This window comes from Terribacillus halophilus (genome assembly GCF_900101385.1).
Lineage (GTDB): Bacteria > Bacillota > Bacilli > Bacillales > Amphibacillaceae > Terribacillus > Terribacillus halophilus.
The window spans coordinates 255,021-279,385 of sequence record NZ_FMZB01000002.1 but is presented as its reverse complement, the minus strand read 5'-3'; the positions used below and the strand labels follow the sequence as shown (position 1 = coordinate 279,385).

At 40.0% G+C, this 24,365-nt stretch carries 19 protein-coding genes and 1 pseudogene; 14 read left to right on the top strand and 6 right to left on the bottom strand.

Annotated elements, in window-relative coordinates:
* Positions 1 to 26: 26 nt before the first annotated feature.
* Together lanKC and BLQ53_RS04610 are read right to left on the bottom strand one after the other, a co-directional pair.
* Positions 27 to 2,675, bottom strand: a complete 2,649-nt coding sequence (gene lanKC, locus BLQ53_RS04615) for a class III lanthionine synthetase LanKC (protein ID WP_093726109.1) — start codon at positions 2,673 to 2,675, stop codon at positions 27 to 29.
* Positions 2,676 to 2,733: 58 nt separating this feature from the next.
* Positions 2,734 to 4,455 (bottom strand): ABC transporter ATP-binding protein, encoded by a 1,722-nt coding sequence (locus BLQ53_RS04610; RefSeq protein WP_093726108.1) that lies wholly within the window; start codon positions 4,453 to 4,455, stop codon positions 2,734 to 2,736.
* A gap of 867 nt (positions 4,456 to 5,322) precedes the next feature.
* On the opposite strand from BLQ53_RS04610, the gene BLQ53_RS04605 reads away from it, so the two are divergent.
* A complete protein-coding gene (locus BLQ53_RS04605) occupies positions 5,323 to 6,426 on the top strand; it encodes a hypothetical protein (protein WP_244499249.1) in 1,104 nt (367 codons plus the stop codon).
* 59 nt (positions 6,427 to 6,485) lie between these two features.
* Positions 6,486 to 7,118, top strand: a pseudogene (locus BLQ53_RS04600) (copper homeostasis protein CutC).
* Between the two features lie 239 nt (positions 7,119 to 7,357).
* On the opposite strand, the gene BLQ53_RS04595 reads toward BLQ53_RS04600, so the two are convergent.
* The 4 genes from BLQ53_RS04595 to BLQ53_RS04580 all read right to left on the bottom strand — a co-directional run bounded on the left by BLQ53_RS04595 (position 7,358) and on the right by BLQ53_RS04580 (position 12,774).
* Positions 7,358 to 8,722 (bottom strand): sodium-dependent transporter, encoded by a 1,365-nt coding sequence (locus BLQ53_RS04595; RefSeq protein ID WP_093726107.1) that lies wholly within the window; start codon positions 8,720 to 8,722, stop codon positions 7,358 to 7,360.
* Positions 8,723 to 8,932: 210 nt separating this feature from the next.
* On the bottom strand, positions 8,933 to 9,529 hold the full coding sequence (locus BLQ53_RS04590) for a pyroglutamyl-peptidase I (RefSeq protein ID WP_280137056.1): 597 nt from the start codon (positions 9,527 to 9,529) through the stop codon (positions 8,933 to 8,935).
* A 14-nt stretch (positions 9,530 to 9,543) separates the two neighbouring features.
* A complete protein-coding gene (locus BLQ53_RS04585; protein ID WP_244499248.1) occupies positions 9,544 to 11,532 on the bottom strand; it encodes a S9 family peptidase in 1,989 nt (662 codons plus the stop codon).
* A gap of 114 nt (positions 11,533 to 11,646) precedes the next feature.
* Positions 11,647 to 12,774 (bottom strand): amidohydrolase, encoded by a 1,128-nt coding sequence (locus BLQ53_RS04580; protein ID WP_093726105.1) that lies wholly within the window; start codon positions 12,772 to 12,774, stop codon positions 11,647 to 11,649.
* Between the two features lie 188 nt (positions 12,775 to 12,962).
* On the opposite strand from BLQ53_RS04580, the gene BLQ53_RS04575 reads away from it, so the two are divergent.
* From BLQ53_RS04575 to BLQ53_RS04525, 12 genes are all read left to right on the top strand, one after another.
* Positions 12,963 to 13,409, top strand: a complete 447-nt coding sequence (locus BLQ53_RS04575; RefSeq protein ID WP_093726395.1) for an Lrp/AsnC family transcriptional regulator — start codon at positions 12,963 to 12,965, stop codon at positions 13,407 to 13,409.
* A gap of 15 nt (positions 13,410 to 13,424) precedes the next feature.
* Complete coding sequence (locus tag BLQ53_RS04570) at positions 13,425 to 14,483, top strand: M42 family metallopeptidase (protein ID WP_093726104.1); 1,059 nt, start codon at positions 13,425 to 13,427, stop codon at positions 14,481 to 14,483.
* A 64-nt stretch (positions 14,484 to 14,547) separates the two neighbouring features.
* Positions 14,548 to 15,396, top strand: a complete 849-nt coding sequence (locus BLQ53_RS04565; RefSeq protein ID WP_093726103.1) for a M55 family metallopeptidase — start codon at positions 14,548 to 14,550, stop codon at positions 15,394 to 15,396.
* A gap of 34 nt (positions 15,397 to 15,430) precedes the next feature.
* Entirely contained in the window at positions 15,431 to 16,357 is a 927-nt protein-coding gene (locus BLQ53_RS04560; RefSeq protein ID WP_093726102.1) for an ABC transporter permease, read from the top strand.
* Position 16,358: 1 nt separating this feature from the next.
* Positions 16,359 to 17,303: an ABC transporter permease gene (locus tag BLQ53_RS04555; protein ID WP_093726101.1), complete on the top strand. Its 945-nt coding sequence runs from the start codon at positions 16,359 to 16,361 to the stop codon at positions 17,301 to 17,303.
* Positions 17,304 to 17,311: 8 nt separating this feature from the next.
* Positions 17,312 to 18,334 carry an ABC transporter ATP-binding protein gene (locus BLQ53_RS04550; RefSeq protein WP_170829575.1) on the top strand — a complete coding sequence of 341 codons (1,023 nt, stop codon included), beginning with the start codon at positions 17,312 to 17,314 and terminating at the stop codon, positions 18,332 to 18,334.
* Positions 18,331 to 19,287: an ABC transporter ATP-binding protein gene (locus BLQ53_RS04545; protein WP_093726100.1), complete on the top strand. Its 957-nt coding sequence runs from the start codon at positions 18,331 to 18,333 to the stop codon at positions 19,285 to 19,287. The genes BLQ53_RS04550 and BLQ53_RS04545 overlap by 4 nt, the downstream gene beginning before the upstream one ends.
* Positions 19,288 to 19,308: 21 nt before the next feature.
* Positions 19,309 to 20,910, top strand: a complete 1,602-nt coding sequence (locus BLQ53_RS04540) for a peptide ABC transporter substrate-binding protein (RefSeq protein ID WP_093726099.1) — start codon at positions 19,309 to 19,311, stop codon at positions 20,908 to 20,910.
* A 72-nt stretch (positions 20,911 to 20,982) separates the two neighbouring features.
* On the top strand, positions 20,983 to 21,351 hold the full coding sequence (locus tag BLQ53_RS04535) for a DUF3899 domain-containing protein (RefSeq protein WP_170829574.1): 369 nt from the start codon (positions 20,983 to 20,985) through the stop codon (positions 21,349 to 21,351).
* Between the two features lie 174 nt (positions 21,352 to 21,525).
* On the top strand, positions 21,526 to 21,672 hold the full coding sequence (locus tag BLQ53_RS18860) for a hypothetical protein (protein ID WP_170829573.1): 147 nt from the start codon (positions 21,526 to 21,528) through the stop codon (positions 21,670 to 21,672).
* A gap of 134 nt (positions 21,673 to 21,806) precedes the next feature.
* Positions 21,807 to 22,286: a 23S rRNA (pseudouridine(1915)-N(3))-methyltransferase RlmH gene (rlmH, locus tag BLQ53_RS04530; RefSeq protein ID WP_093726097.1), complete on the top strand. Its 480-nt coding sequence runs from the start codon at positions 21,807 to 21,809 to the stop codon at positions 22,284 to 22,286.
* A 179-nt stretch (positions 22,287 to 22,465) separates the two neighbouring features.
* Complete coding sequence (locus BLQ53_RS04525; protein WP_093726096.1) at positions 22,466 to 24,361, top strand: DEAD/DEAH box helicase; 1,896 nt, start codon at positions 22,466 to 22,468, stop codon at positions 24,359 to 24,361.
* Positions 24,362 to 24,365: the final 4 nt, after the last annotated feature.

The following is a 24,365-nucleotide window of genomic DNA, read 5'->3' as shown; positions in this document are numbered from 1 at the left end:
TACTAAAATAGTTATAACGTGAAGAGTTAGGGTTCAAATAATTTTATACCGTTTTGCGGAAGTGGTATCCAGGATCCCCATTTATTACTTTTCAAATCACTTAAGACTAGTAAAACACCAGCAGCACCTGTAGAGACATCCATTGAACATTTATAACCATATTCCCCAGGGAAAAGTAACTCATCATTATCATTTCTAACTAAATAACTATTTAGATTATTTAAAAGCAATTTAGTCATATCTGTTTGATTATACGTACTGCTAATAGCATTTGCTAAAGGTAAAAGACCTGCATATCCGCTCATTAACCCACCATTAGCTGAACAAAATAGATAATTACTATTAATAAATTTCTCCAATATCTTTTTTCTTGAATCATTTAAATAATCTTTATCTTCTTTTTGAAACTCCAACATAGTCAATGCTATACCACTTGATCCATTTTCTATATATGGTATTAGTCTTTTAAATCCACGAGAATTATCAACGATAAATAAGTCATCATACTTATCATCTTCTAAAGCAGGCTCAAAAGATTTATCTACAAGCTCGAAAGCAATTTTTTTTCCTTCATTCTCATTAATAATCAAACTAAATTTTAATAAGAATAAAGCAGCTCCAGACCAACCAGTTAAAAGTCCAAAATCAGAAATATCTTCCTTTTTATCTATATTATATTTGTATATGGAGATTATTCTATCGTAGATTATTCTCATATTTTTTAGTAGAGTTTCATCACCAAGAATATTATTAAAAGAAAGATAAAGTAAGCCAATCCCAGACAAACCAGAGTAAAGCGAAATATTATCAGTATTATTTATTTTTTCTTCAGTAAAATTTTCCACTAAATTTCTAAGTATTAATAGAGCGTTTTTTTCATAGCCCAGTTCGTAAAGAACTGATATTATTCCGGAATAGCCATTAAAGAGGCCCATCTTAATTTCCGGGTTTTTAGACATTTTTTTAATATAGGGTACAATTAAATCAAACCAATCACTAAGATGGTTTTTTATAACATCAACGTAATTGGCATTTGAGCGTATTAAAGCCAATACAACCCCAAAGGAACCATAACTAATATTATATTTGTTTATAGGGTCAATATATTGTTCAATATTTCCTTTAATTAAAGAGAATGAATCAATTTCCAGATTGTTAATAATACCTTTTTGTAAGCCTCTTATTATATAATCAATGTTGTCCACACTAAGTTCTTTAGTTGGTATACTCAATTTCTGATTCAAGAATGGAGACTGTGGTTGTAGATTCGTATATTTAGATACTTTATTTTCAATTTTCTTCAAAAAATCAATGGCTTTGGCTCCGAATTTCTCCTCAATTCTTTTGTCGTGAATATAGGTGATTTGCGGTGCAATATCGTAAACGGAGAGAATAGGTAAAAAGAGATTCCTTGCTATGCGATAAAAAGCAAACCAGTCTGCTTCTTCAAACTTTTTAGCTTCACTAGAAATTAAACCAGGTGTAGCAAGACCCGGTATGAAACTTTTTCCAGGAGATGTAGCTGCTTCAAAATCTATTAAAGTTACCTTCAAATCGTTATCAGATAACATGATATTTGTAAGACTTAGATCTCCCATGGCAATACCATTTTCGTGTATTTCTTCAATGATTCCCATTAGTTGATTTATAATTATTATACATTTCTCTACATATTCTGAATTACTATCATTAGTATATGTAAAAGGAAACTCTTGAGAAATAAATTCTCTTAGATTTCTACCATTATGAAAGTCCTCAGTAAAATAATTATGACGCCAAGCAGTAAAATATTCATGCGCATTTACTACTCCTGCAACATTTTCAAGACGTTTGAGAATGTGATATTCATTCTTATTTCTCTGAAACGCGTCTTTACCATTTCCATCAATACCAGCATTATCTCTTCCCTCTTTGAGAATTACTCGTCTTCCTTCTAATTCTGCTAAATAAACTCCTCCAGCATTACTGTGATGTAATGCTTCAATAATTTTAAAATCATTTATTCTACTAAATAATTTTTCTGAGGGGAAGGTGTTATTATTTATAATGTAATCTGGTTCTTCTACAAAATCAGGTAATTGGTAATATGGTACTCTTTCATCAGGTATTAATGTACCATCAGGTCGTCTAACTGCTAAAACTTTTTCCCCGTCTATATCAGCGGTTATTCTTTTTAATCCTCCGTACCTAAAAAATACGTTACTTTGCTGCCACTGTTGATCATTTAAAATATAAGGTCCTAACTTATAGGAATCAGTTATATCTTTTAAATCATTCAAAAGTTTAAAAAAGACATTATTATTTTCTGGATAGACTGTAATGAATTTACCGGAAGCGCTTCTGTTAGCGTATTTTACATTTTTACTTTCTAGAGTTCTTAAATTTGGAACATATTTAAATGATATTTCTTCTTCAATAAGATATTTTGCGACATCGTATAATAAATTTGCTGCTTCATTTATATCTGCAGTGATATGTATTTTCCATCCTTGATCTGGGAAATCTTTTTCTTTAAATATTAGATTAGTCCAATGGTCATCAGAATATACTCCCCATTTCAAGACGTCAAAACCTGGAATATCAAATGGTTTATTAAACTCATTTTCTTTTTGTGATTGGGAGTAAAATAACGATGCCCTATTTGTTGAATATCTCAGGTAATCTGTCATTTCCATTGCTATTCTCCTATTCTTTTTAGTAGTTGTCACCTAAAGAATTAAAACTTAAGAATCATTAAATACTTCTTTCAGTATCAATTATTTGGTTATCAACGAATTTTCTGTATTTAGGAACCCTTTGTAAAAGTTCAAAATGAGTTCCAAAGTCTTTAATTCTATTATTCTCAATAAAATATATCCTATCAGCATCAACTATAGTAGAGAGACGATGGGCAATTGAGATAATAGTTTTTTCGCTCATTATGGTTTTTAAATTGTCTGCAATTACCTTTTCTGTATCTGAGTCTAAACTAGAAGTAGCTTCATCTAAAATTAAAAAAGGTGCTTTCTTTAAATATGCACGAGCTATTTGTAACCTTTGTTTTTGCCCCCCTGATAGTTTCAATCCACGTTCACCTATTTGAGTATGTACACCTTCAGAAAACCTTTCAATATCTGAAACTAAATTTGCAACATGTAACGCTTTTTGAATATTTTCATCTGAAGGTTGATAATTTAAACCAAAAGTTAAGTTATCTAATATACTTCCAGTAAAAATTGTATTTTCTTGAGAGACAACACCAAATAAACTTCTCCAATCATCTAATTTTACCTCTTTAGCGTCATTTTGATTTAGAAGTAGCATTCCTTTTTTTAATGGGTACAATCTAGTAATTAAATTGATAATAGTGCTCTTGCCAGCTCCTGTTGCCCCAACAATAGCTATTTTTTCTCCGGGATTAAAGAACATAGTTACACCCTTTAAAATATCAATGTCATTGTATGCAAATGTTGCATCTTTCAATGACAAACTATATGGTTGTGGAATAGATTGAACACTTAAATATGCTGAATTTTCATTTTCTATTCGTGTGTTCATAATAGAAAATAGTTTTTCAGTAGAACCTTTTACCCGCGCATAGTGGGTATAAAAATCAGCTACACTGTTTATTGGTCCTATAAGCTGGAACAAAAATATCATAAAAGAAATTAATGTTCCTGCAGTTAATGTACCCTGACTAACTCTAAATCCTCCATAAAGAATAACTACGATTATTAGGGTAATAGCAAACAGTTTTTGTATTGGTTGAGTGATAGCATAAACCTTATCAGATTTGATAGATAATTTAAGTAATTCACTATTCTCTAATTTGAATTTATTATATACATTCCTTTCTGCATTATTTAATTTTACAGTTCTAATATTACTAAGATTTTCTGATGATAATCCTATTAATTTGCTTATACTATTTTGCGTTTGATTAGCAATATTCTTATTTATTTTACCGATAGGATATGTTATGAGCGCATCTAAAGGGAAAATTAGAAGTAATAATAGTGCTAGTTTCCAATCCAATAGGAATAAAATTATTAATGATATAGATATTGCAATTACTCCGTTAACCATTTGAGGGATATGTAGTGTTAAAAAGGTTCTTAAAGAAGTGGCATCATTTACTACTCTACTCGAAATTTCTCCACTGTTATTGTTATCAAAATAACTAGTTGGTAATTTTAAAAGATGCTCTTTTATCTTAAGCCTAATTTTAGCTATTTGGTTGTCACCTTCACGAGTAATAATGTATGTACCAATTGAAGTTAATATAGCTTGAAATAATAATAAAGTGAAGATTACATAAGCCCAATTAAGATTAATCTCCCCATGAGCGTTATTATCAATAAAGTTCTTAACTGCTAGAGGGACTATCGTATTAAAGATAATTCCTAAGATGTTAATAATAATTCCAAATTTTATCTTGGAATTAATAACAACTAAATTAAATAATTTATTTTTCATATAATTATATTGTTCCTTTACACTTTAATTAACTTAGGGCGAAGTATGTCAATTCACCCTAAGTCAATAATGATAATTTTTTATTTTCCTATGCAAAAAATACTTATACTACTATGACCAAAATAAGAACTGCTACTACTACTACTACTGCCGCCGCCGCCTTGGTCCATATTCTTACTTCTAGTAGATTTTTGTAGTTCAAGTACAGGATTTTTCATATTACCACACCTTTCCTTAAATAGATTAAATTATCTTAATTGTATGGTATTTAGATAATTTAAAATAATTGTATTATTTAAGTAAAATCTTGTCAATTGTTATTTTGGAATTATTTAGTAGAGATAAATTTTTTAGAAGAGTGATGAAGGGAAAAATAAACCTATGCTTATACTTGTTTCTAGTAGCCTAGGGTTATTGGGTATGGCTGTGGGGGAGGGTGTTCATATAAGCTTTATTAAATTTTTCGGGAATCTCATAATGGCTCAATTAATACAAATCTAAAATTATACAGACTTAAAAATCTCACTTAGATTAAATCCGGAGAACTGTAACATAAATGAATGAGGCTTTTTTTATGTGCTCAAAGTTTAATAATGATAAGAAAAGCCCCTCGGAGTTTCCTCTGAGGTGCTGCTTTTATACAGTACCTACGCTTAAAGGGGGTATGGGTTAAGTTTAGTAGTAATTTAACTCACATGATCAGATCTTAACTTTAAAACGAGGACTCCTGCAGAAGGTTTATCTGAATCTTCTAGGTGGTAAGCTAAAAAAGCGACTTTTGATCTATGTTAGATTTATACTATTCATTTGTTTGATGCAGGACCACTTTCAACATATGAAATACTCTTAAACTACAGGTGGGATAAAGTGAAAAAACTAATTAGGGCAGGCGCTAGCCTTGCAGTCATTTCGGCTTTTTTGTTAGCGGGCTGTTCGCAGGAAACAACTTCACAGGATCAAGAGCCGAAGTCAAAAGAAAAATCAGAAATGAGCTCGGATGAGCAGGCAGCAACTTCTTCGGAACCTGCGTCTCAATCAAGCTATCAAGCTATTGAACCTTCTGAGGCAGCCGAGCCGATGGAAAGTCATTATACGGAAACGCAGCTGGCGGAAATGCCCAAAACAGAAGCGCATGGAGATGACACGGAAAGAAGTGTTCCTTTAGGTCAAACCTTGGAAAAAGGAACGGAAGATAAATCAGATGGACCGCTTCAGAAAAATAGAATCGTTTCTTATTATGGTCATCCTGATTCAACCAGCATGGGGATTCTGGGAGAGTACAGCCCAGAGGAATTAATGGAGAAATTGAAGGACCAAACCAAGGCTTATTCCGAACTGGACCCGGAGAGACCGGCTATCCCAGCAATTGAATTGATCGCAACGGTTGCTCAGCGAAATCCTGGAGAGGATAGGCTTTATATGCATGCGACAGCTGATGAGGACATTGAAACATATGCGAAGCTAGCCGAAGAGAATAATGCACTGCTGATCCTCGATGTGCAATTAGGCCGAGACACTATAATGAATCAAGTAAAATCATTGGAGAAATATTTGAAATTGCCTTATGTTCACTTAGCCATTGATACAGAATTTCATGTAAAAGAGGGACAAGTTCCCGGCGAAGATTTGGGGCGTGTTGATGGTGAGAATGTACAGGAAGCAATTGACTATGTATCAAATCTAGCATCTGAGAATGGACTTCCTGACAAGGTAGTCGTCGTTCATCAATTTGCAGACATGATCATCAACAACAAAGAAGCCATCCATCCCACAGAGAATGTGGAAGTGGTGCTGAATAATGACGGCCATGGCATGGCGGCTTTAAAACGATCAGGGTATCATCAGCTTGTACATAATCAGCCTATCCAATATGGAGGATTTAAGGTATTTTATCAGAAAGACGAACCTGTCATGACACCGGAAGAGGTTCTGGAACTTGATCCTGCACCTGCGTTTGTTAATTACCAATAAGATTGAGATAATACGATGGAAACACAGCAAGCCATATCATAAGTAAGGTGGATATACATATGCTGAAAGAAGTCTGTGTAGAAAATTTCACGAATGTCCCCGACGTCATTGCTAAAGGTGCTGACCGAATTGAACTGTGTGACAACCTTGCAGCAGGAGGCACCACAGTGAGTCACGGTGTAGCAGAAGTGACGATTAACTATTGCCACGATAAAAACATTAAGGTTATGAGCATGGTAAGGCCAAGAGGCGGGGATTTTGTTTTTAGTAAAGAAGAAGTGGACATGATGAAGCGAGATCTTGTCCATTTAAAGGAATTAGGAACAGATGGCGTAGTGCTAGGTTGCTTAACTGACACTGGCTGGATTGATGAAGAGGCTATGATCATCTTACTGGATATAGCCAAAGGGCTGGAGGTAACCTTTCACATGGCATTTGACCATATATGCCCTGAAAGTCAGCTTAAAGCGATTGATTGGCTGGTGGAACATGGTGTAAAATGAATCTTAACCCATGGAGGTCAGCTAGATACAAAGATTGAAGACAACCTTGTCAGGTTGAAGGAATATATAGACTATGCAAATGGCAGAATCATTATCCTTCCTGGTGGAGGGATTTCTAGTAAAAATAGTCACTTCATTACATCTGAATTAAATATCAGAGAAGTTCATGGGAAAAGAATAGTTGGTTGAAGGTGAAATACTAAACTCTTAAAAAAGAGGAAATCCTTAAAAAGGAAAATAATTAGAGCTTATGAAAATAGGCCTTTTCTGAGGGAGCAGAAGGGGCTTATTTTTTATGAATAATAATGTTCTTGTCTTGGTGGGCTTCATTAAATTCTATTTCATAGGATGTGAGATCATCAAACGGTTGGTTGGATACGTAAACCAAAATAAAAGAGGACGTAAACCCCGTCCTCTCAACCGTCCACTTATGAAAATAATCCAAAAATCAAATCCCAAAGTCCAAGCACATCTAAAAAGACAATAATGATAGCGACTGGGGTGACATATTTTAATAAATAATACCAGACATTGAAGAACACCCTACCAACATTCGATCCAAGTGCCAATTCTTCAAAAAGCTCACTTTTGTTCATTTTTAGCGGGACAAAGAGCGAAATAAGCAATGCTCCCAATGGCATTAATATATTGCTAACCGTGTAATCGAATAAGTCAAATATCGTCTTATCGAATATAAGGAAGTCAGAAAGCACGCCGTATGACAGGCAGGACGGAATTCCGACCAAAAAGATCAACAGGCCGAGGAGCCATGTTCGTTTTGTGCGCTTAGTGTTGTCTTTTTTTGTCGTGGCAGCCACAAAGATCTCCAGCATAGAGAAAGCGGAGGTTAAAGCTGCAAATAAGAATAATAGCAGGAAGATGATGAAGAATATGGTACCAAACTGCATATTGCCGAATACTGCTGGCAAGACAGCAAATATCAGTACCGGACCAGCATCAGGTTCCATCCCAAAGGAGAAGACTCCAGGGAAAATAGCTAAGCCTGCTAAAAGCGCTACAAAAATATTAATAATGATGATGGAAAAAGCCGCTTGCGGCAAATGCTGCGTCTTTGGCAGATAGGAAGCATAAGTAACCATGACGGATACACCGACAGATAGGGTGAAAAATGCTTGCCCAAGTGCGAATAATACGGACTCCGATGTCAGATTTGAAAAATCAGGAACCAGCATGAACTTAATGCCTTCCATTGAGCCATCCAAGCTGACAGATCGAATGACTAAGACAAGGAATAAGAGAAATAACGCCGGCATCATGATTTTACTTGTTACTTCAATTCCTTTTTGCACCCCTTTAGCAACCACAAGGATGGTAATCAGCACGAAAAGAAACTGAGCGAAGAGTGTCGGGCCAGGGTTGGCGATGATGTCGTTAAACAACGTGCCATATCCATCCTGTGATAGCCCATTGAGGTTGCCGCGGATTGCTTCAAATAGATAAATAATAATCCAGCCGCCAACAACGCTATAAAATGATAATAAAATAAAGCAAGTGACAACACCGAGTCTTCCGATGACAGTCCAGAATGAACCAGGTGCGATCTTTTGATAAGCAGATACAGCATCAAGCTTTGTTCTGCGACCAATGACAAATTCCCCTATCAAAAGCGGCGCGCCAAGTATAACAGTAAAAAGTAAAAAGATTAGAAAGAAAGCACCGCCTCCGCCAGTACCTGCGATATAAGGGAATTTCCAAATGGCTCCCAAGCCGATGGCAGAACCAGCAGCTGCCAAGATAAAACCTAATTTTGATTTCCAGTGTTCCTGTGACATTATGCAACTCCTATTCATTTCAAACAATATTAATAGGAGAATAGTAGCATAATTACAGCTTAATGGACAGATAATTTTAAAAAATAACATTATAGAAAAGGGACAGCTGAATAGGGCATATGTTAAAGACAGTTGGAATAAGATAAGGCCCCCCCTGTATTACAAGAGGGGCCTTATCTGTTAATACTTCTTAGCCTTCCAAAACGAATTTTAAATTTCCCCAATAATAACCCGCACAGCTTCTTCCAAATCCTTCACTGACCAAGACGGCAGCTTGGGATTGCTTAATGCTAATTCATGATGTGCTGGTATATGTACGAAGCCTGAGATCATGTCCAGCTTATTTGTTTCGATGTGGTGTCTGACGGTGAACATCGTTTGGTTGCACAGGTAAGTGCCGGCAGTGTTGGAAATCTTTGCAGGCAGATTATGTTCCAGCAGCTTTGCTGTCATATTTTTAATTGGCAATGTCGAGAAGTAGGCATCAGGTGCATCCTCTAGTATCTTTTGACCGTCATATTGATTTCCGCTATTGTCGGGTTCTCCATCCATGCAGTTTATCGCGATTCTTTCCGGGGTGATTCTATTTCTGCCAGCAGCTAGTCCTAAAGAGATAACAGCAGAGGGCTGGTAATCATTGATATGTTCTAATATGATGCTGGACGTTTTTTTGAAATCGACTGGGAGTACCTTGCCGATTATCTTTTTCCCATTTATCGTTTCTCCATCCAAGCTGCGGACAATCACTTCTGTAGGGTTGGATGTCATCCCTAGAAAAGCTTCAAATCCAGTTAGTAATATGCTCAATTCTACAACTCCCTTTATTTTAAATACGCATCGAACCAGTTTGTTATTTCATCAAGACGAATAATACGTAAACCAGGATCTCCGCTTCGGGACAGCTCATGGTTCGATTCTGGGAACCGAACGAAACGAGTTGGTTTCTTTTGCTGTTTCAATGCAACATACAGCTGCTCGGCTTGTTCAATCGGGCAGCGATAATCGTGCTCGCTATGCAGAATCAGCAATGGTGTTTGGATATTTTTCGCATAACGGAGCGGAGAGATTCGCCATAGCTCCTCAGGGTCTTCTATAACGGTCGTTTTGTGCTCCCATTCGGTAAAGAAGTAGCCGATATCACTCACACCATAGAAACTGAGCCAGTTACTGATCGAACGCTGTGTAACTGCTGCTTTAAACTTGTTCGTATGGCCGACAATCCAGTTCGTCATGAAGCCGCCATAGCTGCCGCCAGTAACACCCAAGCGGGAAGAATCAATCCAGTCATAATTCTCCAAGGCGTAATCCACGGCTACCATCACATCGTCATAGTCAATGCCCCCATAGTCACCGCGTACGGCATCGACAAACTGCTGCCCATAGCCATGACTTCCTCTTGGATTCATGAATAGGACACCATAACCTTTTTCAGCAAGTACCTGAAACTCGTGCATAAACGCATGACTGTACATGGCGTGCGGACCGCCATGAATCTCTAGGACAAGTGGATACGTTTCACCCTCCTTGAAGCCAACTGGTTTCATAATCCAGCCTTGCAGCTCGGTTCCATCATTCGCTTTAAAATGAAAATCCTCTGGAACCGATAATGTTTTTGTTTGAAGCAAGTGCTCGTTCACAGCTGTTAAACGCTGCTCGTCACCGCCTGATAAGGTCGACACAAACAAGTCGCCAGGAATAGTGGCTGATTGACTGACGGCGTACACAAACCGCTCTTGATTCTTATCTGTACTAAACGCGTAAACCTGGCGTTTTCCGCCAACAACTTTGGTGATGTTTTTATTTAATGTCACCTGATATAAGCTAGTGGATCCTAGTTCGCTTGCTAAGAAGAACAGGGCGTCATTGGTCTTGCTCCAGACGGCGCCAGCACTTGCAGCTCCTGAGCCCATATCATTAATCGCAACATCATTGCACTCCACATCCCATTCACTCGTTAAACAGGAGAGTTCCTTTGTTGCAAAATCCAGTATCCATACTCTCGTAAGGGTGGCTCCTGTGTATTCCAAATCATCCCCCAGCAGGGATAGCTTTGTTCCATCTGGGGAGTAGTTTGGCGTGTAGAATCTTTTGTCGCTGCTTGTAAGTTTTTCTGTCCCATTCGTAGTTAAATCTACTTGATAGATATCTGAGAAGAATGTCTGCTCCGGATCCTCTGATCGATTGGCACTATATGCGACATGCATTCCATTTGGTGAAAATGCAGGAGAATGATGATCGTATTGCCCGTCTGTTAGTAAGGATTGTGTACCAGTTTCCAAATCTATTAATACGAGATGATCAAAGGTTTCGTCTGAAAAACCCTTTGCATCGGACTTGTATTGCAGGTTCGTTGTGATATATGGTTTTAGTTTTTCCTCTGTCTTTTCCTTTTTTGTTTCCTTTTCTTCCAGGCTGTCTGCTGCGGATAGCGGTACGGTAACAATAAGCTTCTTCCCGTCTGGTGACAAAACAGGCTGAGAAGCACCTCTTTTAAAAGTGGTAACCTGACTTGCTTCACCACCGTTAAAAGCAATATTCCATATTTGCTGCTCTCCGGAGCGATTAGAAACAAAGAATATATATCGTCCATTAGATGACCATCTCGGCTGAACATCGGAGAAATTACCTTGAGTGAATTGGGTGATTTCCTTCGAATCCACATCCATTAGGAATAAATTTGACTGATATTTTTCTTTCTCGTTAATCACTTTTTTAACAAAAACAACCCACTTACCATCAGGTGATAGCTGCGGATCAGATAAAAATGAAAATTCGAACAAATCTTGTACTGATAGACCGTTTGTTGTCATAATTTGCTGCCTCCTGTCCAGGGACATCTATTTATTTGTTTTGATATGGGACAAGTTTTTCTTATCCTGTACCCAAAAAGGAGCAGGACAACGAAGAAACCTGTCCGCATTCTCTTATACTAATTCACCATTTATATAGGTTTGTACAGCTTTATTTCTCAAATCGAAGGGATTACCAGTCCAGAGAACAAAATCAGCATCCTTGCCGATTTCAACAGAACCTACTCGATCTTCTACGCCTAGATGCTTGGCCGCATTTAGCGTAATAGCTTTAAGAGCTTCTTCCTCTGGCAGACCATGTTTAACAGCTAAGATTGCGCTTGTCATTAAGTGCTCAATTGCAATGACGGGATGATCAGTCGTGATGGAGAAAGCTACAGATTCCTCTGCCAGTGCCAGCAGTGTATTCCAGCCTTTATCAGCAAGCTCTATTTTGGAGCGAGGTGTCATTGTAGGTCCTACTGATACACGGATAGCTTGTTTAGCGATGAATGGCGCGATCTGATGTCCTTCGGTACAATGCTCGATGGTTAAATCAATATCAAATTCCTTTTTTAACCGTAAGACAGTGACAATGTCATCCGCGCGGTGGGCATGGACGCGGAGCGGTATTTCTTTGTTCAATACTTTGACGATATGCTCTAAGCCTAAGTTTCTAGCTGCTTTTCCAGCTTTGCGATCTTCCTTATATGTTTGTGCCTCAATCAATTTCTCGCGAAGAATGGCTGCGATTCCCATTCTGGTTGTCGGCATTCTACCTTTATCACCATGGAACCGTTTTGGATTTTCACCTGTGGCAGCTTTCAGACCGGAAGGATTACGGATGACCATTTCATCCACAATTGTGCCTGTTGTTTTTAACACACACATTTCTCCGCCAATGACATTGGCACTGCCCGGCATCACTTGGACCGTCGTAACACCAGAACGTCTGGCATCCTCAAAGCCTCGATCCAGTGGATTTATCCCATCAATGGCGCGTACCTGTGGCGTTGCTGCTGCACTTGTTTCATTAAAGTCATGTCCTTCTTTTCCGATTCCTTCTTCATGCACACCCAAATGGGTATGGACATCAATTAATCCCGGGGTGAAGTATGTACCACTCGCATCGATGATTTCATAGCCCTCAGGGATGCTGGATGCTCCGATAGAAGTGAATTTCCCGTCCTTTATCAAAATCGTTGTATTGCTTAATGTTTGTCCTGTTCCGTCTACTCCAGATACATTTGTTATGGCCTTCATATAATAACCTCCAAAAAATACAAATTATCATTGATTTCTGAAAATTAATCTACTATAATACCCTCTATACCTGATTCCTAATTACGATATTAAATCAATTTATAAATATTGTAAATGTACTTCTATGTAAGATAATGTATCAAAAAAGGGAAAATAAAAATGCGAAAAGTCCGAAAGTAGGAAGATTAGTGGAGTATCAAATCGATGAGTTAGACCGTGGTATTATCCGAATGTTGTCCAAGGATGGACGCTTAGCTTTTTCAGAAATAGCAAGTGAATTAAAGGTGACGGAGAAAACAATCAGACTGCGTTACAAAAATTTAGTGCAGCACAACATCATTGAAGTAGTAGGCGTAGTGAATCCAATCGCACTTGGTTTAAAAGCAGGAGCGATTATTCAAATAAAAACAAAGCAAGGAACGATTACGAAGGTAAGGGAAGCACTCAGCTTGATAAAAGAAGTTCGCTATATCACGATGACTAGCGGTAGCTATCAGCTGCTGATTCAGATCAATGTCCGGAGCCAGGAGGATATAAAGGACTGTATGCTCAAGCTAGACGGCATCGAAGGCATTATAGAAATTAATACGATCATTCAATTAGAAAACTACAAGAATACGTTCGAATATCTCTAGAAAGGAGCTGCTCACTTGATTGAATTAGTAAAGAAGCTGACAAGTCTGCACGGCCCAAGTGGCTATGAACAGGAAGTTAGTTATTTTCTAAGAGATTATCTAAAGGATAAAGTAGATGAAGTGGTAATAGATCCTATCGGTAATGTCATCGCCAAGAAGAAAGGGACAAAGCCAGGACCAGTCATTCTGTTGACAGCTCATATGGATGAAGTCGGCTTTATTGTGAAGAAGATAGAAGCTAATGGATTTCTTCGCTTTGAAAAGCTGGGCGGCAACGATGATCGCAATCTCATTGCCCAGCCGGTAAAGGTGCTAGGCGAGGAAGGGCATATCAATGGGGTGATTGGAACGCTTTCGGCGCACTTTGCTAAATTTGATGATGCGCAAAAGGTGAGAAAGCATAGTCAGCTATACATAGATGTTGGAGCAAGTTCTTATCAAGAAGCAGTGGAAATGGGCATAGAGGTTGGAACTCCTGTCACTTGGGGTTCTGAACTGCAGATTCTCGGAAGTTCTGAAAAACCTAAAATCCGTGCCAAGTCACTGGATGATCGGGCAGGGTGTGCTGTGATCCTGCAAGTCTTAGAAGAAATAGAACAGGATTTCGCAGGCGAGCTCACTTGCTTGTTCACTGTCCAGGAAGAAGTCGGATTACGAGGGGCAAAAACAGCCTCCGAACATATTGATGCCGACGTCGCTATCGCAATCGATACAACGGCAGTGAGCGATACGTTTGAGCAAACAATGGATCAGACCCTTAGCTTAGGAAAAGGGACAGGCATTAAAGTGATGGATGCTAGTTTGATTGTGCCAAACACGATGAAGAAGCTGCTCGTTCAACTGGCAAAGGAAAATCACATTCCTTATCAACTAGAAGTATTCACTGGGATTGGGACAGACGGCGGTGCAGTCATGTACGCCAACAAAGGTATTCCGACAGGCGTATTATCGATTCCTTCCCGTTACACTCATTCCAGCATCGAACTTGTAGACGTGGGCGATTTGATTGCAACAAAGGATCTAGTAAAAGCCTTTGTGAAGAGTGTCGATGAACAATCGTCGTTTCCTTTTTGAGCAGTGTGTTTTTTTAAGTTAATTAGTTAGAAAATTTATAATTATTAATCAAAGGTGGGTCATGATGAAAGTATTTATTTCGGCAGATATGGAAGGTATATCAGGTGTTGCAACCAATCAGCAGTTAAAAACGAATTCCGAATACCAGCGTTTCAGAAAGCTGATGACAGCTGATGTGAATGCTGCCATAGAAGGAGCCTTTAACGGCGGAGCAAAAGAGGTTGTCGTTGCTGATGGGCATGGCAATATGTCCAACATACTAGTAGAAGAGCTTGATCCGCGTGCAAGGCTGGTGTCGGGTAATAACCGCGTCATGTGTCAGCTGGAAGGCTTGGATGACACCTTCGATGGGATTATGTTCGTTGGACATCACGGACGTGAAGCTGGATCGGAACGTACAGTCATTAGTCATACGCTGGCAGGTATCTGCGTGAATGAAATGAAGGTCAATGACAGAGTTGTTGGCGAGACGGAAATGAACACACTAGTTGCAGGCGGCTTTAACGTTCCGGCAATTTTCATCAGCGGTGATGATGCGTATGTAAAAGAGGTGCAAGAAACATTGCCTGATGTAAAAGGTGCAGTGACAAAACGGGCTGTTGACCGGTTTGCAGCCGAGCTGCTTCACCCAGAGGTTGCCCGCAAAGAAATCCGTGAAAAAGCAGAACTAGCAGTGAAAGAAATCAAGAGCTTTAAGCCGCAAACGGTAGAAGGACCTGTCACCTTTAACATCGAGTTTAAAGGACCGCAGCAGGCCATGATGACGACAACACTTCCTACAGTGGAACTGACTGGTCCGCGAAGCATCCGCTTTACGTGTGATGATATTGTCACAGCTTACAAGCATATGTGGGGCTGTGTGATTATTGCGATGACAGCGACAAATGGCGTGCTTGGCAGTGTGAATGCGTAAGTGTACAAGCTAGAAAAATTGTGGAGGTGAATCCGTGTATATTGTAAAACGACTGCTTATCATGCTGCTGACAATATGGGTCATTGCGAGTTTGACATTTTTGATCATGAAGTTTATACCAGGTGATCCATTTGCGTCAGATGCAGACGTGCTTCCAGAAGAAGTATTGCAAAACATCAGAGCGAAATACAACTTGGACGAACCAATAGCGGTGCAATATGTGCTGTATATGAGGGATTTGGTGACTTTTGATTTAGGATTCTCCATTCAATCCGAAACAAGATCCGTAAATTCCATCATCGCCGATGGTGCACCAGCATCCGCCTTACTAGGCTTACAGGCATTGGTCATCGCCTTGGCTCTAGGATTGCTGTTAGGGATCGTAGCAGCCTTGAATCATAACAAAGTGCTCGATTACGCATCGATGTTCATCGCGATAATCGGTATATCTGTTCCGAGCTTTATCCTGGCTCCGCTGCTAATCAAGTATTTTGCGGTAGAGTGGGGCATGCTGCCTGTTGCTTCATGGGGAACATGGCAGCATTCGATTTTACCAACCTTAGCATTAGCTGCTACGCCGCTTGCTGTTATCGCACGATTTATGCGTTCCAGCATGCTTGAAGTGACAAACCAGAACTATATCAAGACAGCAGACGCCAAAGGGCTGTCAAAAACACAGCTAGTCATCAGGCACGGTATCCGAAATGCTATCCTGCCGGTTATTTCTTTCATAGGTCCTTTATTTGTGTCCTTAATTACCGGAACATTCGTTATTGAGAAAATATTCGCAATTCCGGGCATCGGACGTTATTTCGTAGATAGTATCTTCAACCGGGACTATCCAGTCATCATGGGAACAACGATTTTCTTCAGTGTATTGCTGGTCGTGACATTATTCATCATCGATTTATCTTACCGCTATATCGACCCAAGAATAAAACTAACGAGTGGAGGGGAGTAAGATGGAAGCTAAACGCGTGGATGATTCCCTTTTTCGCCCCTTATCACCAGAAAAAAGAGGACATGACCCTATCCAGCGCCCGAGCATGAGCGTGTGGAAGGAAACAATCCTTTCGGTTCTGAAAAACAAGATGGCGGTGCTTGGGTTCACCTTACTGCTCGTGATTGGATTTCTGGCAATAGCTGGTCCGCATATGGTTCCATTCGATCCGGCCAAACAGGATCTGGTAAACACCAATGTTGCACCAAACAGTGAGCATTGGTTCGGAACCGATGACCTAGGGCGGGATGTATGGTCGAGAACGTGGTATGGCGCCCGGGTTTCCTTAACCATCGGGCTCATTGCCGCAGCAATCGATATCATCCTCGGGGTAACAATCGGAGGAATCTCTGGTTACATGGCCGGCCGAAGCAAGTTCGGTGACCGGATTGATAGTATCTTAATGCGAATCGTTGAAATTCTGTACGGTATTCCTTACCTGCTGATTGTCATCCTGCTGATGGTGATTATGGAGCCAGGTATTACATCGATCATCATTGCGCTGTCGGTTACCGGCTGGGTCGGGATGGCGAGGATTATACGCGGTCAGATACTCCAGCTGAAGTCACAGGAATATGTGCTGGCTGCCCAAAAGATGGGGACCTCCCACCCTAAAATCATTTGGCGGCATTTGATTCCAAATACAGCGGGTATCATCATCGTGAACCTAACCTTTACGATACCATCCGCCATTTTCGCGGAGTCATTCTTAAGCTTTCTCGGATTAGGAGTTCAGGCTCCTTTTGCTAGCTGGGGAACGATGGCGAACGATTCTTTAGGCGTTATTCTCAGCGGGCAGTGGTGGCGACTCTTCTTCCCAGGCTTCATGATTGCCCTCACCATGTTTGCGTTTAACGCATTCGGGGACGGCCTGCAAGACGCACTTGATCCGAAAGCAACTAAATAGGAGGTGGGATGTTGGAACGCTTACTGGAAGTGAACAATTTGGAAGTGAGTTTTAAGACATATGGAGGAGAAGTACAAGCTGTACGGGATGTTTCCTTTCATGTCGATAAGGGAGAAATCCTAGCCATAGTCGGGGAAAGCGGCAGCGGGAAGAGTGTGACCGTGCAATCCATCATGGGCCTGATCCCAACTCCGCCAGGCAAAATAAAAAACGGAGAAGTGCTTTTAGAAGGGCAGGATCTCTTAAAGCTATCCAAACGGGATATGCAAAAGGTGAAGGGCTCGAAGATCAGTATGGTCTTTCAGGATCCGATGACTTCCTTGAACCCTACGATGAAGGTCGGCAAACAAATCGCAGAAAGTATTACGACCCATCAAAACATAAAAGGGCAGGAAGCGAAGGAACGTGCAATCGACATGATCCGGCGTGTCGGCATTTCAAACCCTGCCGAACGCTATGAGCAGTATCCGCATGAATTCAGCGGCGGGATGCGCCAGCGGATCATGATTGCTATTGCGCTGGCTTGTCATCCAAAGGTACTTCTGGCTGATGAACCGACGACAGCATTGGATGTAACTATCCAAGCACAGGTACTGGATTTAATGAAAAATCTAAAAGACGAAATGGATACTTCTATTATATTGATTACCCACGATCTTGGAGTTGTTGCAGAGACAGCGGAACGGGTTGCTGTCATGTACGGCGGCATGATTGTCGAAACAGCTCCGGTTAATGAATTATTCCATAATCCAAAGCACCCATACACATGGGGTCTGCTGGAGTCGATTCCAGATATAGATGCGGCAGATAAAAAGCGCCTGGTACCTATCGAAGGTGCACCGCCGGATTTATTTTCTCCACCAAAGGGCTGTCCATTTGCTCCACGTTGTAAATATGCGATGGACGTGTGTGTCGAAGAAATGCCTCCTGCTTTTTCGATCGATAGTGGACATGAAGCGAAATGCTGGCTGAACGATTCCAGATCACCAGCCCTCAAAGAATTAGTTGCAGCAGGGAGGCAGTTGTCATGACAGAAACGATCATCCAGATCGAGCAAATGAAGAAATATTTCCCGATCGGCAAAGAAAAAACCGTTAAATCTGTCGATGATATCTCCATCGAAATAAAACGCGGCGAAACATTCGGTCTGGTAGGAGAAAGCGGCAGCGGGAAATCAACGCTTGGTAAAACGATAGTCGGCTTGGAAGACCCGACCTCAGGCAAGATCGTCTACAATGACCTGGATTTGAGTCAATTAAATAAGAAGCAAAAGCGACAGATAAACCGGGAAATTCAAGTCATCTTCCAGGATCCGCACGCCTCGTTGAATCCGCGGATGCGTGTTGGCGACATTATTGCAGAAGGGATTGATGCGCATAAATTAGCGACAGGCAAAAACCGGCAAGATCGTGTGTATGAGCTATTAGAAAGAGTTGGGCTGCAGCCAGAGCATGCCAAACGCTACCCGCATGAATTCAGTGGCGGACAGCGGCAGCGGATCGGGATTGCCCGTGCGCTTGCAGTCGAACCAAAATTCATCGTAGCCGATGAACCGATATCAGCATTGGATGTATCAATTCAGGCACAGGTAATCAATCTGCTGGAAGATCTAAAAGAACAAGAGGATCTGACATACTTATTCATTGCCCATGATTTAGGCATGGTCAAGCACATCAGTGACCGCATTGGTGTCATGTACTTAGGGAAAATGATGGAGCTATCCGACAGCGATGAGCTGTTCCGCGATCCGCTTCATCCTTATACAAAAGCGCTATTATCTGCTATTCCTATTGCAAATCCCGAAGCTGAAAGACGTGAAAGAATCGTGTTGGACGGCGATCCGCCAAGTCCAGTCGACCCGCCAAGCGGCTGTCGCTTCCGGACACGATGTCCATTTGCCATGGATGTGTGTGCCAAGGAAGTGCCGGAGTGGCGCGAAGTGAAAGAGAAGCACTGGACTGCGTGTCATCTTTACAATAAGTAAAATTTGAAGGGGGAAGATGTTATGAAAAAATGGCTAGTAGGTATGCTGATACTTGTAATCGTTGCTGCAGGTTGCAGCAATGGCAGCTCAGGAGGAAGCGCAGCAGACATTCCACAGGAAATCACAGTCAATGCAATGAGTGAGCCGCCAGATCTGGATCCAGCACTTGCAACAGATACGACATCCGGCTGGGTTCTAGACCACGTATTTGAAGGTCTTTATACAAAAGATGAAAATGGAAATCCAGTTCTAGGGGCAGCTGAAAATGTAGACGTCTCCGAAGACGGAAAAACGTATACATTCACGCTTCGTGACGATGCAAAATGGTCCGATGGCAGCAACGTAACAGCACAAGACTTCGAGTACGGCTGGAAACGCGTTTTGAATCCGGACACAGGCAGCTCCTTCGCCTTCTACATGTACTATATCAAAGGTGCAGAAGCTTATAACAAAGGTGATGGCGCGGTAGAAGACGTTGGTATCACAGCACAGGATGATAAGACACTTGTAGTAGAACTAGGCGCACCGCTTGGCTACTTTGACGAACTATTAACCATGTGGACATTCTATCCTGTAAAACAAGAGCTTGTGGAAGAAAATAGCGCGTGGTCTGCAGAAGCAGATACGTATGTAAGTAACGGACCATTCAAGCTGACAAAATGGGCGCATGACAGTGAAGTTGTCATTGAGAAGAATGAAAACTATTGGGATAACAGTGTCGTAAAACTCGACAAAGTAACCTACAAGATCGTCAACGATGCAACAACTTACTATCAAATGTTCAAAACAAAAGAGCTGGATCTAATTCAAACATTGCCATCTGATGTGATTGAGCAAGAGAAGGAATCAGAAGAATATAGCGAAGTACCATACTTCGGTACGTACATGTACATGTTCAATGTAGAAAAAGAACCATTCACGAATGAAAAAATCAGAAGAGCATTCACGCTTGCAGTGGATCGCGAAACACTGACACAAAACGTGACCAAATCAGGTGAAACACCAGCATATGCATTTGTACCACCAGGTGTGGAAACACCAGAAGGCGATTTCCGTGAAGCTGGCGGCGAATACTTTGAAGAAAATGCAGCAGAAGCGAAACGACTTCTAGAAGAAGGAATGGAAGAAGAAGGCTGGACAGAGCTTCCGGAAGTATCTATCACTTATAACACAGCAGAAAACAACAAGAAAATTGCGGAAGCAGTACAAGCGATGTACAAAGACAATCTTGGTGTCGATGTAAAGCTTGAAAACCAAGAGTGGAAAACATACCTGGATACAACAAAGCAAGGCAACTTCCAAATGGCTCGTATGGGCTGGATTGGCGTACTGGTAGATCCAGTTGTCATCCTGGATTACTACCTAGGTGACAGCCCGAACAACCGCACAAACTGGGTGAATGAAGAGTACGACCAGCTGATGGCCGATGCCAAAGTCGAACAAGACCCAGACAAACGTTACGAATTATTGCACCAAGCGGAAGCAGTATTAATGGAAGATCTGCCATTCAACCCAATCTACCATTATACAAACAACTACCTGACTTCACAAAACTTCGAAAACATTGTCTATCCGGTAAACCGTTATCCTTACCTGAAATGGGCAGAAAAAGTATCTGAGTAACATAATGAACTGATGGAAAGCGGGATCTCTGGCAGATTTCGCTTTCCGTTACATAGGAAAGGAGCACGTAAAATGAAGTGGAAAGTCTCTTTATTCTTCATAACTATCCTCGGCTGGTACATCGCAACATTCGTTGCTCCATTTTCGCTAGCAGATGTATCTAATATCGCATTCTTAATCGGCCTCATTTTAATCATTATCGCAGCAATAGCACTCATACTACATACAGGATTCCTAACTCCATTGATCCAAGGCTTTCAAATAATTGGAGAACGTGTGGTCCGGAAATCGCGCTCTGCAGAACGTGCAGATAGCCAAATAAAAGATGATCCTAATATGAAGGCTTTTAAAGCTAATTTAGCTGCTCGTATTACGCAAAGTACTTTTATAGTAGGAAGTAGCTCCATTCTTACCTCAGTGATAATTATATTTATGCTTTAAGAAGAGGAGGGTTATGGAAAAGAAAACAAAGCTTATAAGAGCAGCTCCTTCTGTGCGAGCAGGAGGGGCTGTTTTTGATGGAACTTATGTGTAGGGTATACGTAATTAAAAGAAACTCTAATTTGATGAAAACTCTCACTGATTTTAAGTGTTATATACAGGAGGTATTTCCGTATGAAAACACTACACATTAGTAACCTTATCAACGTAACGCTCTTGGATGGAGAATGGAGCGGCATGGTGACCTGGCTTTCCACTATCTTATTTGTCATAGGCATGGTCGTATATGGCAGAGAAGTGAATAACTATCGGAAGAAATAATACTGAAATGGGAAGACCATCCTTCAACATACACGAAATCTACTCCATCATTCTTCATAAAACACTGTGTAAACTCCGTCAATCAGCTATATAATGACAGATAGAGACAAATTGGACGGAAAGAAGGCAAAAACATGAAAATCACCATCATCAGCGTCGGTAAACTAAAGGAGAAATACCTCAAGCAAGGCATAGAAGAATACACCAAACGCCTCGGCGCCTACGCCAAAGTCGATCTAATTGAAGTACCCGACGAAAAAGCCCCAGAGAACCTAAGCGAAGCCGACATGCAAATCGTCAAACAAAAAGAAGGCGACCGCATCCTGTCGAAAATCGGTCCCGACGACTACGTCATTTCCCTGGAAATAAAAGGCCAAATGATCACATCCGAACAACTCGCGTCGAAAATTGACAGCTTGGCGACGTATGGGAAGAGTAAGATTGTGTTTGTGATTGGTGGATCGTTGGGATTGAGTGAAGAGGTTATGCAACGGAGTGATTATGCGTTGTCGTTTTCAAAGATGACATTCCCGCATCAGTTGATGAAGTTGGTGTTGGTGGAGCAGGTTTATCGGGCGTTTAGGATTATTAAAGGGGAACCTTACCATAAATGATTATTTTATAGTAAAGGATATAGAATGTATAATTATTTTCAGATAACATTAGACCTACCTCTTAGTATCAATTTCTTTATATTGGTGTATTTTCCAAGGGAAATAGTGACTATTGGCTGATTTTATAATATACTAAATTATGGATTATAAGTTAGTAGTTATATAGTAGGGGTGATTAGATGAATGGAGAATGGTACATAAAAGATAATCATTTTCTTGTTATGAAAGATGAGGATAATAATACTATCATTCCTACGGCTGAAGAGGTATTTCTTTCAGAATTCAAAAATTATAATGTGAAAAACATTAAATTACCAAAGCCATCAGATAATTTACCTTCAATCAATTTCTCGAAGTATCCTATAAATTTAAAAATCTTGATAGAGCCAAATACAAACGATGAAGATGTATACATGAATGCTAATGTCGTAGTAGAAATAGATGGTGAATATATATATATAGGAAATATATTGCGATCACATGTAGAACATATGATAATCAAAGATACTTGGTATCCGTTTATTAGGGGAACGGTTAGTGAGATTTGGCAATATTTAAAAGAAGCTGGGATTGAAAAGTTAGGTCCTATCTCACTTAAGCAATACATGATTCTAAAGAAAATGGAAAATTCATTATTAATAGATAAATTATCAGAAGCTTCGTTGAATAAAGAGGAATACATCTCTAAAAGTGATATTGATATTCAGCGATTTATCGGAAATTTGTATCCATATCAAAACCAGGGTTTTAGATGGTTAAAAATGATTATTGGTGAGAATGCTGGCTGTATTCTTGCAGATGAAATGGGGCTTGGAAAAACAGCCCAGATAATAGCAGTTCTCGCTTCGGAATCCGTACAGGCAAAAACACCTTCGTTAGTTGTTGCACCAGTTTCATTGCTAGAGAACTGGAGAAGAGAGATTCTTAAATTTGCTCCATCTTTGACGGTTAAGCTACACCAAGGAAATGATCGTACTGGTTTTCATGCTGAGTTTAAAAAATACGACTTAATAATAACTTCATATGAAACTATTGTAAGAGATCTTTCATTATTTCAAATGTTACAATGGAATATAGTGGTTGCTGATGAAGCGCAGAACATAAAAAATCCTTTTGCGAAAAGAACTAAGGCCCTAAAACAAATTAAAAGAGCATCTACTATTGCAGTTACTGGTACCCCTATTGAAAACAAGTTGATGGATTTGTGGTCGATAACAGATTTCGTTTTTCCTAGTTACCTAGGTAATTTGAATGAGTTTGAGAAAGTGTTTCCGGATAGTTTAGACGGTGCGGAAGAATTAGAGCCAATTGTATCTCCAATAATATTAAGAAGAAAAGTAAAAGAAGTAGCAGATGATTTACCAGAAAGACTAGATATTCCACAAGGTCTAAAATTATCCGACAAGGAAGCTCTGGTTTACGATTCTTTAAGAAAGCAATTAATCGACGAATATGGAAAACACGCTTCTTTGGTGTCATTAATAAAACTAAGAATGTTCTGTACGCATCCCTTTTTAGTTTGCTCTACAGACAATGAGGATCCAGCGGTGTTTGGCAAGTATATGCGGTTAGTTGAAATCCTTGAAGAAATTATTTCTAACAATGAGAAAGTTATTATTTTTACGTCTTATACTGGAATGTCTAATATCCTTGTCAAGGACTTAACCTCTAGATTTAATATCTTTTGTGACTTTATAGATGGCAGAGTTGAAGTAGGTGAACGGCAACCTAAGATTGATAAATTTAGTTCAACTAATGGTCCTGCTATTCTTGTATTAAATCCAAGAGCTGCTGGCGCGGGCTTGAATATAACGGCTGCTAATCACGTTGTTCATTATAATTTAGAATGGAATCCGGCAATAGAGGATCAAGCATCAGCACGAGCGCACAGAAGAGGACAAACTAGGCCAGTAACTATATACAAGTTATTTTACTTGGATACTGTTGAAGATGCTATAAATGAAAGATTAGAAAGAAAAAGGCAACTATCTCAGGCGGCAGTGATTGGTATTGACGGCAGTGAGAATGATCAAGCAGATATATTAGAAGCATTACATAGATCACCTTTGATTTAGGGGG